This window comes from Streptomyces sp. TM32 (genome assembly GCF_004122755.1).
Classification (GTDB): Bacteria; Actinomycetota; Actinomycetes; order Streptomycetales; family Streptomycetaceae; genus Streptomyces; species Streptomyces sioyaensis.
In genome coordinates, this window is the sequence record NZ_SDIG01000203.1 from 1 (window position 1) to 10,358 (window position 10,358).

Sequence of the window (10,358 nt, forward strand, 5' to 3'; positions counted from 1 at the left end):
AGGCCATGCACCCACTGGGACCGAGAGGTCACAACCCTACCCAAAAGGGCTGCAGAAAGGATGGTCCTCTAATGAGCTGATGAAGCAGCCGGGTCTGGTGGGTGCGCCGGATTCGGTGCGGATGACGGCGGTGGTGCTGGCGGCGAGGACGTCGGCGGCGGACCTCTCGGTGGAGATGACGGCTCGGGAGTTGGGCCGGTGGGTCGGGGTGTCGGCGTCGACGTTCAGCTATGAGGTGCGTCCGCATCTGACCCGGGAGCTGATCGCCGACTCCGAGAACCGGCTTCGGCCGGGCACGCAGGTCATCACCGCCATCCGCTGGCAGTTGCTGCCGCTGCTCGATGCCCGCCACCACCAGCCGGCCACCCACCCGTTGCGGCTGCAGAAGGTGGAGTTCGCCGTGCTGTGGGGGCTGCTGGAGGCGGTGTGCGCTCCGGGCTGGTCACATGCGGACGGTACGCAGACGCCCGCGGGTCTGCTGGGCACACGCACCGGGCGGGGGGCTGCGACCGATCGTCTGGCGCTGCTGTTGCTGGTGTTGGAGGCGCGTGCGACGGGTGTGGTGCGGCTGTGCGGCGGTGCGGTCGACGAGCACGGACGCATGGCGGCGACGATCGCGCGGCTGCTGGGCTGCTCATCCGCCGAAGGTGCTCGGGTCCTGGCCCGGCTGGTGGCCGCGGGCGTGGTGGAAGCCCGGGTGACGCCGGGCGGCCGGGAGCAGTTGGTGATCCCCGCGGTGGAGGCCGCCTACCGGGAGATGCGCCGGCTTCAGCGGGCTCAGGGCCGTCCTGGAGGGCTCGTTCCGGGGCCGCGGCAGGGTGTGACAACTGCAGGGCGGGATCAGATCCCGGCGCAGACCGCGAAGCCGCAGGTCAGCAGGGTTAAATCGGCCTCGGGCACGGGTTCGGCTTCTGCAGGACTGCACGCTTACCACACACCTATGGCTGCTTTGGGGGATGAGGGTGCGGGTGGTAGTGGCTGTTCCGGCTACGGCCGTGGAGGGTCCAGTGATCTGCCGGGACGCGTATGCGCACGCGAGGACCAGGCCGCAGGCACCGACGCCGCCGCTGCGCCGGCACCGGCGACCGGGGGTGCGGACGGCCCGCTGCGCGGGGAAATGCCGAAAAGTCCCCCCACAATCCCAATGCAGCCAGAGGGCCAGGAGCTAGCCGAGGGCGACGCCGGTGCCGGCTCGGGGCTGGACGCCGCCTCCGATGTGCTCGCCGTGGGCGGGCGTCACAGCGGCGGGCTACGGGGGAGGGTGCCGCGGCCCGCTCGTGATCTTGAGGCAGTGGTCGCTCCCGTGCAGCTTCTGTGGACGCGCCTGGAGCGCGGAGGCGCCCGCCGCCAGGTCGAAAAGGCCATCCGCCGCGAACTGACCTCGATTGCCAGCGTGGTCGGGCGGGACAAGGCCGAGAGCATCCTCGTCAGCCGGCTGACGCGGCGTCTGCTGCTCCAGCCGGGAGAGGCGGCCGCGATCACCGACCCAGTGGGCTGGCTCCTGGGCCGGGGCCTGCCCCGGCGCAGCGACTGCAACGACGCGGGCTGCGACGAAGGCGTGCGGATGCGCTCCGGCACTGCCTGCGCGAACTGCGAGGACCATGCCCGCTCCCTCCGCGGCCGCCGCCGACGTGTTGCCGCCCAGGTCCAGGCCGACCTGCCCGATGCCGCCCCCGACCAGCAGCGCCAGGTCCTCGAGGCCCAGCTGCGTGCGGTGGTGGACGCCGAGGCCGCGCGGTTCGAGGAACGCCGCCGCGAGCAGGCGGCCAAGGACGCAGCGGTGGCGGCGAAGGCCGCTGCGGCCCACGCCCGGCAGAAGGCGGACGACGTCGCGCGGCGGGCGATGCCGTGCGCGCAGTGCGGCGAACCCGAAGTCGGAGGGCTGTGCGGGGCGTGCTGGGGCTGGGAGGAGACCGAAAAGTTCCTCACCGAGGCCACGACGCTCGTGGCCGCGGGCTGCGGCGAACCCGACGACCCCGAGCTGACCCAGGCGCTGGCCGACATGGCCGAGGCCGAGGCCCGCACCCGCATCCAGGACGCCTGCGCCCAGGCCGGCGCCGCAGGCGGCACCGACAGCATGATCGCGCTGGCTGCGAAGCTGAAAGCCCAGGAAATCGTCTGCGAATACCGCGCCACCGCACTGCGCACGCTCGGCCGCGCGTTCCAGGTCGAAGCCGAGGCCCGCAGCGTTCACGCCGCGCAGATGCGCCGCCGCCACCTCCACCCCTCCCTCGAGGACGCCGAGCAGGCCGCCACCCAGGCCGCGGAGGAGGCCCGCCGCCGCACCGCCGAGCACCTCCTGACCCAGCGCAGCAACGCCTGGCTCGCCACGCACACACCCACCCCAGCGCCGGTGGAACGGGCCTGCGATAACCAGCCCACGGTCTACGAGGCCGGCGCCGCCCAGGCCCGAGCCGCTGCCACACCTGCGCAGCGCCCGCAGGGAGCCTGGACCTGTACTGACTGCGGCCTCACCCTCATCGGCCGGCCACCCGCCGACTGCCGTTGTGCCGCCTGTGAGGGCAAGGCGGCGGGCCTGAGCCGGGCTGAGCGGTTCGCCCGGCTGGCCGGTGCCGTTTCGTGACGGCCGAGACCGCTGACAGGAGACACCGGCCTCCGTGCTGGGCCACACTGTCAGTACGTGATGGGAGGTGAAGGGGATGAGCGTTGCCAGCTTTACGCACCACGGGCCCTGGACCGTCGACGCGGTCCTGGCCCTGCCCGAAGACCGCACGACCCGCTACGAACTGCTGGGGGAGTCGCTCGTGATGTCCCCCGCCCCCGGCCTGCGCCACCAGCGGGCCAGCTTCCGCCTCCACGTCGCACTCGACGCGGCCGCCCGAGCCGTCGACGCACCGGTCGAGATCCTGGAAGCCATCAACGTGATCTTGCCGTCCGGCCTGGTGGTGCCGGACATCGTCGTCGCCGACGCAGGCGCCACCGCACAGGACGCCGTCAGCATCGACGCCGACGCCGTGCAACTGGTCATCGAGCTGGTCTCGCCCGGCAACAAGACCATGGACCGCAAGCTCAAGCCGCTGCTCTACGCGGAGGCCGCAGTCCCGCACTACTGGCGCCTGGAATTCGACCCGGCCCCGCGCCTGATCTGCAGCGAGCTGGACCGCGGCCGGTACGTCGAGGTGGCAACCGCACTCCCCGGCACGGTCACCCGCCTCACCAAGCCCTTCGCGTTCGAGATCGACCCGGCCGGACTCGCCCAGCCCCAGCACAACCCCTGAGACACACCGCCGGACGGTGAGAAACGGCGGCCGGGCATGTTGTCGGCCCTGTGCCCGCCGGACGCCCCGGGAGTGGGAGACGCAGCACAGGGCCGCCGGCCAGTGACGGTGGCCGGGTGATGGGCGCGAACGGATCGCAGGCGCGTGCCGCCCTGGCCGCGCACTAGGCGGCGATGCCGCCGTCGCCGGTGGACCCGCACACCGCGGAGGCGGTGGAGCGGCAGACCGCCGCGATGCGGGAGCTGTCGCGCCGGGCGTTCCCCGAGCCCGACGCCGTTCCGGACGATGCGCCGGCCCCGATGGAGGGGGCCCGCACCGAGCGCCGCCACCAGGCCGACGTCTCCCACGCGGCGGCCCCTAGGCCGGGCCCGTGCGGAGCGCGCGGCGAGGGAGGCCGGGACGATGGCGCCGGTTCCGCAGTCGTCGGCGCCCCTGAGCAGCACCGCGTGAGGAGAGGCGTCAGGGGCGGCGGGCGAGGACGTCGTCGACGCGGGAGGCGTCGGCGACCCACGTTGCGGCGGCCGGCGCTATGAAGCCGAGCACTGTCTGGATGTCGTCCCGGCGGGCTGTTGCGTGACGGAGGGGGCGGGTCCTCGCTGGACATCGACCCGGGCGCGTGAGCCCGACCGCTTCGGGACGCCGAAAGGGATGACGGACGGCAGGGCCCGGCGGGGGATCCGTCGGGCCCTGCCTCTTGTCGTACGCCCTCCGTCCCGCGAGAGTCGTCATCGCCGGGTGGAAGGAAGTCCAGTGGCTGACCGGTTGGCCGTGCCACTTTGCGGAGGTGCCCCGCTGCAACGGGGCCTCCTGCGTTCTGCGGTGCGTGTCCGGACCGTTGGACCTGCGCCTCTCTTGTACGCGCGCGCTTGCGTCCGCGGACCCGAGCGCCCACGCGCACGTGGGAACGAGTTCAAGAATGGGGGGATAATGAGCCCTCGTACAGAGGTGTAGGCAGACACTTTCCCCTGTCCAAGCTGCACGCGGCGTGACCTGCACTGATGCGACAGCTTCGCGGGTTGTTAAATGCGGTGGCGAACCATCCTTTGAACAATTCCGTTCCGACCGTTAAATAACAGGTCAGCGCCTTACTTACGGCCTGCCTCCAATGGGAACTGAATCGGCATTCTCGCGCGTAAGCGTGGGTAACGTGGGCTTCGCTGGCGCCTGTGGCTGCAACCACCGGCGTGAAGTCACGTGCCCTGCAACGCACTTGAGCACCAAGTTCCGGACCGCTAGACGACCATCCGCCTCCTGTTGGGAGTCAACTTCCTTGTCTCTGCTGCTTCCTGAGCCCGTTCCTGCCGAGCAGAACGGGCCGTGCGCGCACACCCCGGCGAGCGCCGCCAAGTCCTCGCCGCTGGCGTCCTTACTCCTGCTGGTCATCCTCCTGGGAACGCTGGTCGTCCTGCTCGCCCGCGGGATGAAGCTGGAGGAGGCCCTCGCCATCCTGGGGGCCGGCGGCCTGCTGGCCGCCGAACTGCGTCAGCGTCTGCTCTGACCGATTGCCCTGCCGGGGCCCGTCTCACCGACGGGCCCCGGTCTCGTTCCGGGCTCGGGAAGGAGATGGACACCGTGGCCCGCCCCATGAAGCAACTGCCCCGCACCAACGACCCCCTGGTGGCCTTCGCGCGCGACCTCCAGGCACTGCGCAAGGAGGCCGGCGACCCGCCGCTGGCGCTGCTGGCCGAACACAGCGGGCTGTCGACCGCGACGCTGTCGAACGCCCACGCGGGCAAGAAGCTGCCGACCTGGGCGACCGTCAACGGTTACGTCCTGGCCTGCGGCGGCGATCCCGAGGAGTGGAGTACGCGCTGGGAGAGCCTGCGCCTGGACGCTGCCGGGATCTCCGGTGATCTGTTCCGCGACGCACTGCGCCGCTGGGAGCGCACCGGCGCCCTCACCCCGCCGCACGTCGACGACGTAGGCGAGCTGCGCGAGCTCCTGAAGACGCTGCTGGACTTCAACGGGCTCAGCCACCGCACCCTCGCCAAGCAGGCGCCCGGTTACTCCCACGTCACGTACGGGGCCGTCCTGCGCGGCGCCCGCCCGCTGAAGGCGAAGATCCTCTACCAGATCCTCATCGGCTGCGGTGTCCACTCCATCCGCAGCCAGGAGGCGTGGTTTCACCTCCTGAGCAGCTTCTCTCGAAGAGAAGGCGTCGAGGGCGGCAAGCTGCTGGCCCGGGTGGAGCCGCCCCACCGGTACGCCGGCGACATCGACATGAAGACGCTCAAGGCCACCCTCGAACGCCTCGAGCGAGGTCGCGGGCTGTTCGCCGCCGACATCGTGTCGTACGACAGCATCAACGCCCTGCGCACCGCGTACGAGGACATGCTGGCCCTGCTGCTGACCTCGCTGCAGCGCTCCCGCATCCGGCTGCCCCACAAGTTCGGCGACACCATCAGCGAGGTCGCCGCCAAGCTGCAGACCAACTCGATTCCCAACCCGGCCGCCATTGCCGCCATCCTCCCGCTCGCCATGCCGTTCCACCCCCGCCTGCGCACCCGGGTCGTCATGGCACTGAAGAACGCGGGCGATCTACTGCGCAGGGCGGACAACGGGAAACTGAGCATCCGTGGCGTGGCTGGGCTCCATCTTCCACTGCCACCGACCGTGCCGTTCCAGCGCACCGCGCCGACCGCCTCGTAGACCCATACCGAGCGGGCCGAGCTTCTCCTTGTGCACCCGCGTCCAGCTCTGCTGACGGCGGCCAGGCGTGTTGTCGGCCCTGTGCCCGCCGGGCGACCCGGGGAGGCACAGGGCCGTCGGCCAGTGACGGTGGCCGGGGGTGGGCACGAACGATCGCACCCGGTGTGAGGGTCGCTCCTGCCGGGTGGGGTGTGGGGTGCCACGCCCGCAGGTCAGGCAGGTGGGGCAATTCAGACCGCCCTCTCCGCCCGCGCCCCGCAGGTCCGGGTGCCGCCCACCTGGCCATTCCAGCCAGGGCAGCGCTGTTTTTGCCAATCGCAGGTAACTCGGCCCCAGCGCTGCCGGCCTCGGGCTACCAATGAGGCTGGGTGCACGTCGGCTTCTCGGACGGGGAGGCCGTGGCTGGGAAGGGCTCTGGGATTGCTTACGATCAATGTGGCGCTGCTGCTCGCCGTCGTCGTCTTCCTGCGGCTGCGCCGCCGTACGGAGTCCAGGAGCCGGTTCGACGAGAAGCTGACCGTGGTCACCGTGCTGGTGCTCGGGGTGCTGATCGCTCCGACGGCGGCAGGAAAGGGAATCCTCGACTTCCTGACCCAGCTCGTCAGCAGCCTGTCGAAAGCAGGCCAGTGAGCGCCGCCCTCGGCGACAACCGCTGCTCGGCGAGTACGAGTCTGCGCTGAGCAGACCCCGGCCACGGCTCCCGGCCCGCCCACATTGCACGTACCAAGACCTCACCCGGGGGACGCATGGCCGCACCGGCACGACGACGCCGATCCACCCGTACCCGCCGGCCCGCCACCAGGCCCCGGCGCCGCACTGCCCGGCGCCGTACACGTGAGGCCGCCACCAGCCGCCTCGTCGTCTGTGCCATCGTCCTGGCGACCGTCGTCGCAGCGGTCCGCGAATACCCCGTCACCACCGTCATCACGGCCGCCCTCGCCCTCGCCGCGGCCGTGGTCTCCCTCCTCGTCCGCACCGGACGCATCCGCCTGCCCGTGCCGCCTGCCGCTGCCCGGACGGACTTCACCCACAGCATCGCCGCCTACCAGCACATGACCGGCACCCAGTTCGAGCATGCCATCGCCGACCTCGCCCGCCGTCACCCCACCGTTCGCACCGCCACCGTCTCCGGTGGCGCCAACGACCGCGCCCTCGACGTCCTTCTCCAGCTCACCGACGGTCGCCGCATCGCCATCCAATGCAAGCGCCACGCCCCGTCGAACCGCGTCGGCGCGCCCGTCATCTACGCCGTGAACGGGACCTACCGCGCCTACCACCGCTGCGACCAGGCCGTCATCGTCACCACCAGCACCTTCACGCCCGACGCGCAGCGCGCCAACGCCGAACTCGACGTCCCCCTCCGTCTCGTCGACGGCCGCGAGCTGGGCCGCTGGGTCTCCGGAGGCCGCCCACCCTGGAGCGCGTGACCCCAAGATCCGGCCGCGACCGCGCCCACCCCGCGTGCGTGCACGAGTCGGCGGATCCGGCGCTGCTGGCCCGTTCGACGGGGCAGGCGCTGTCTGCCGGGGCGTGTCGCCCTGTTGTCCGGCGGCGTTGTGCCGGTCGTGGAATGGACGCAGCTGCTCAAAGACCTCACAGATGCTGTCGAGGCCCGAAATCGTGCCCTGTTGGGCGTCAGACAAGTCGATGCCCACATCAGCGAACTCACCGCGCAGGCCATAAGGTCCGGGGCCCCAGGAGCGGACGTCGCGGGGGTCCTGGTGCACATGGAGCCCCTGCTCGCGCAGGACCGGCCCCATGTATGCGGGCAGGACGCAGAGGTGCCGCCGGCTCCTCTACCGCGGCAGACCACTGACCGGGAGCCGGCACCACCAACGCAACAGCCCCTCTCCGCCGGTCACGTCCAAGGCGACGCGCCGCGATACTCGCTCCGCGAGGCATGGGAGAAGAATCTTCTCCCATGGACGGCTCGCACCGCCCGCACGTACATGATCCAGAGGTCCCCCAGACGAGGCGTCCCCGTCCCGCAAGGCGTGCGGTCCGAAGGGGCCGTCCGATACACCGAAGCCGAACTGCGGTCCTGGCTCACGGCCTGGCGAGCGCACGCGGGGCCGACCAGTGCCTGTCACGCCGGCGCTCCCGACGACGAGGTGTGATTGACCGGGGAGGTCGGCGCTCAGCGGCCCGTGCAGCGGTCTTGGCTCACGTGGAAGTCGAAAGTGCCGGTCGGGCCGCTGTACCAGAGCGGCCCCGGCACCGTGCCGGGGCGGGCAGCCGCCACGCCTCGCGCTGTCAGTCGAGTTCGATCTCCAGTTCTTTGATCTTCCCGCTGCTGCTGACCTCGGCGGTGATCTCCGTATGGTGGTGGACACTCGCATCCCGGGCAGCGCGGACGAACTCCTCCAGCTCCTCGAAGGTGATGTTCTTCCACTTGCCGGTGAGCTTCAGCGTGCGGGGCACGCTCCCATGCTCCCCGAGCAACTCCCTTTTCGTCCCCGCGTTTGAACAGCCGGTGTCACTGCGGTCCGCGGCTTGCGTCGCTGGACGGTAAGGGGGAGGAGGTATTCCGTCATCCCGCGAGTTCGCCGAGCAGCTGCGCGACCAGGAGCGCGGCCAGCAGCAGGCCCAAGAGCGCCAGGGCGCGGCCGGTGGAGACCGGCGGGGGACCCTGCGGTACGGGGATTCGGCTGGGGCGCACCAGGTCGCCCTGGGCGGGGGCGAGTCCGCCGTGCTCCACCGCGCGGTGGAGGTCTTGGACTTGTTCGGCCTGTTCGGCGGTGTCCACCTTGGTGGACTCTCCCCGGCAAGCCCGGCAAATGTAGCGGTAGCCCATCTCCCCTATCCCCTCTGCCCGGAGGCACCGGACGTGCCCTTCACATTGCCAGGTGACGGGCTATGGGGGACGCCGTTCACCAGATCCCGGATTCGGCCTGGGGCTCAGGAATGACCCTGCGCTGACCAGCGGCTACCCTGCACGGACCAGGCTGCGACCGGAGCCGGAGGGGGCGATGACGACGGACGACAGCACCGACGCCGGAGGGGGAGCGGACGCCGGCCTGCCTCCACCCCCTGTCGAGCCGCCACCAGCGCCGGCGCCGGGTGCCGATCCGGCCCCCGAGGTGGCCGCAGACCTGGACACGGCCCCGGATCCGGCCGACGAACCCCTTGGCGACGCCCCTGGTGACGCCACCTCAGGTCTGGCTCCAGAGCCTGCCGAGGGGGACGCGGAACCGGCGGGGCCCGCCGCAGGCGATGTGCCCGCGGCGGAAGCGCCGTCGCCGAAGCCCGAAGGGTCACCCGAGCCAGCAGGGCCGGAGCCTGCGGACGAGGATGAGCGGCCGTGGTGGAGCAAGCCAGCCGACGCGGCACGCGACGCGTGGGCGGAACACGCGCCGGAGGCACAGGCCGCCTGGCACGAGATCGGCGCGCAGCTGGGGCAGGCCGCGGAGATCGGCGCTCAGATCGGGGACGCGATCGCGGACCGGCTCGACCCCAACATCCCCGCACAAAAGCGGGGACTGGACATCCGCTGGCTCCACCTCGGGCTGAACATCCCTGCCGTGTCAATGGCGGTAGCGGCGTGGGTGTGGGGGGTGGGGCCGGCCGCCGCGCTCGTCCGGACCATCCGGGTCGAGGGCGCGCTGGCGCCTTTGGGCTGGGTGCTCCTCGTCGCCGGCGTCCTCGCGGTCCTGGCCCTGGTCCCGATCGGATCCGCGCTCGCCGGCGCGGTGGCGCACCTGGTGATGGCGCTGGCGGGGCTGGTGCGTTCCGCCCTGGCCCGCGGCTGGCGCCTGCCCTACATCGGCTACCTGCTCCGCCTGGTCCTGGTCACGCTGGCCTGGGTCGGAGTGCTCGGAATCGCACGCTTTGCATGGCGCCTGACACTTACCTGGCTGACGGGAGTATGACGTGAATACGGGGATCGCAGTCGGCGGGGGACTGGGCGCGGTCGCGCTCGGCCTGGGAATCCTCGCGTACCAGATCGGACGCTGGAAGGGAGGCGACCCCACCCCAAAGATCCACTTTTTCATGGGAGTTGTGCTGGCCGCCCTCCTCTTTCTGGGCGGCGGAATTCTCGGAGCCATGGGTGGGAACGCCGCTCTGCTGGGCCAGGGCATCGGCAAGTACGCCCTGGAGAACGCCACCGGCGCCACCGTGCCCGGCGGGAAAGGCGGCGTGCCGCTGACCGGTGGTGAAAAGGTCGCCGTCAGCGGAGCGATTACCGGCCTGGTAGTCCTCCTCTTCTATGCGGGGATGATCAAGTCGGGTCGGCGCGACCTCATCTCCCCCTTGGTCCGGGGCTCCCTGACGGGTATCTGGCTGGGCACGTCGGCCGGGCTGATCGGCATGTCGATGGGGCTGATCCGGACCAGCGGCAATTCGATCGGCCAGATTTTCGTAAGCACGATGTAGAGGGCTCTCGTGGCACAGGGAGCCTTCGCCATCTTCGAACGTGCTGGTGAGAGGCTCTGGTGTGACGCTCTGTCGGGGTGCTCGTGCTGGTCGTGG

The 10,358-nt window shown here is 71.1% G+C and carries 10 protein-coding genes; 8 read left to right on the top strand and 2 right to left on the bottom strand.

The genetic code is table 11. The annotated features are described in order from the left end of the window. The first annotated feature begins 79 nt into the window (after positions 1-79). The 6 genes from EST92_RS28460 (at position 80) to EST92_RS28495 (ending at position 7,315) form a co-directional block, all read left to right on the top strand. Entirely contained in the window at positions 80-2,584 is a 2,505-nt protein-coding gene (locus tag EST92_RS28460) for a hypothetical protein (protein ID WP_129283600.1), read from the top strand. A 76-nt stretch (positions 2,585-2,660) separates the two neighbouring features. Beyond that, positions 2,661-3,239, top strand: a complete 579-nt coding sequence (locus tag EST92_RS28465) for a Uma2 family endonuclease (RefSeq protein ID WP_129283601.1) — start codon at positions 2,661-2,663, stop codon at positions 3,237-3,239. Positions 3,240-4,509: 1,270 nt separating this feature from the next. Then, positions 4,510-4,737, top strand: coding sequence for a hypothetical protein (locus tag EST92_RS28480; protein WP_129283603.1), 228 nt, complete (start codon positions 4,510-4,512; stop codon positions 4,735-4,737). Between the two features lie 74 nt (positions 4,738-4,811). Further along, positions 4,812-5,888 carry a hypothetical protein gene (locus EST92_RS28485; RefSeq protein ID WP_129283604.1) on the top strand — a complete coding sequence of 359 codons (1,077 nt, stop codon included), beginning with the start codon at positions 4,812-4,814 and terminating at the stop codon, positions 5,886-5,888. 420 nt (positions 5,889-6,308) lie between these two features. Continuing rightward, positions 6,309-6,518, top strand: a complete 210-nt coding sequence (locus EST92_RS28490) for a hypothetical protein (protein ID WP_129283605.1) — start codon at positions 6,309-6,311, stop codon at positions 6,516-6,518. 116 nt (positions 6,519-6,634) lie between these two features. Beyond that, a complete protein-coding gene (locus EST92_RS28495; protein WP_129283606.1) occupies positions 6,635-7,315 on the top strand; it encodes a restriction endonuclease in 681 nt (226 codons plus the stop codon). Positions 7,316-8,141: 826 nt separating this feature from the next. Here EST92_RS28495 and EST92_RS31265 read toward each other — a convergent pair. Together EST92_RS31265 and EST92_RS28505 are read right to left on the bottom strand one after the other, a co-directional pair. Continuing rightward, positions 8,142-8,309, bottom strand: coding sequence for a hypothetical protein (locus EST92_RS31265; RefSeq protein ID WP_154074000.1), 168 nt, complete (start codon positions 8,307-8,309; stop codon positions 8,142-8,144). Positions 8,310-8,418: 109 nt separating this feature from the next. Continuing rightward, positions 8,419-8,634, bottom strand: coding sequence for a hypothetical protein (locus EST92_RS28505; protein ID WP_129283608.1), 216 nt, complete (start codon positions 8,632-8,634; stop codon positions 8,419-8,421). 223 nt (positions 8,635-8,857) lie between these two features. Here EST92_RS28505 and EST92_RS28510 point away from each other — a divergent pair, with 223 nt between their 5' ends. Next, a complete protein-coding gene (locus EST92_RS28510; RefSeq protein WP_129283609.1) occupies positions 8,858-9,757 on the top strand; it encodes a hypothetical protein in 900 nt (299 codons plus the stop codon). 1 nt (position 9,758) lies between these two features. Continuing rightward, on the top strand, positions 9,759-10,262 hold the full coding sequence (locus tag EST92_RS28515; protein WP_129283610.1) for a hypothetical protein: 504 nt from the start codon (positions 9,759-9,761) through the stop codon (positions 10,260-10,262). Positions 10,263-10,358: the final 96 nt, after the last annotated feature.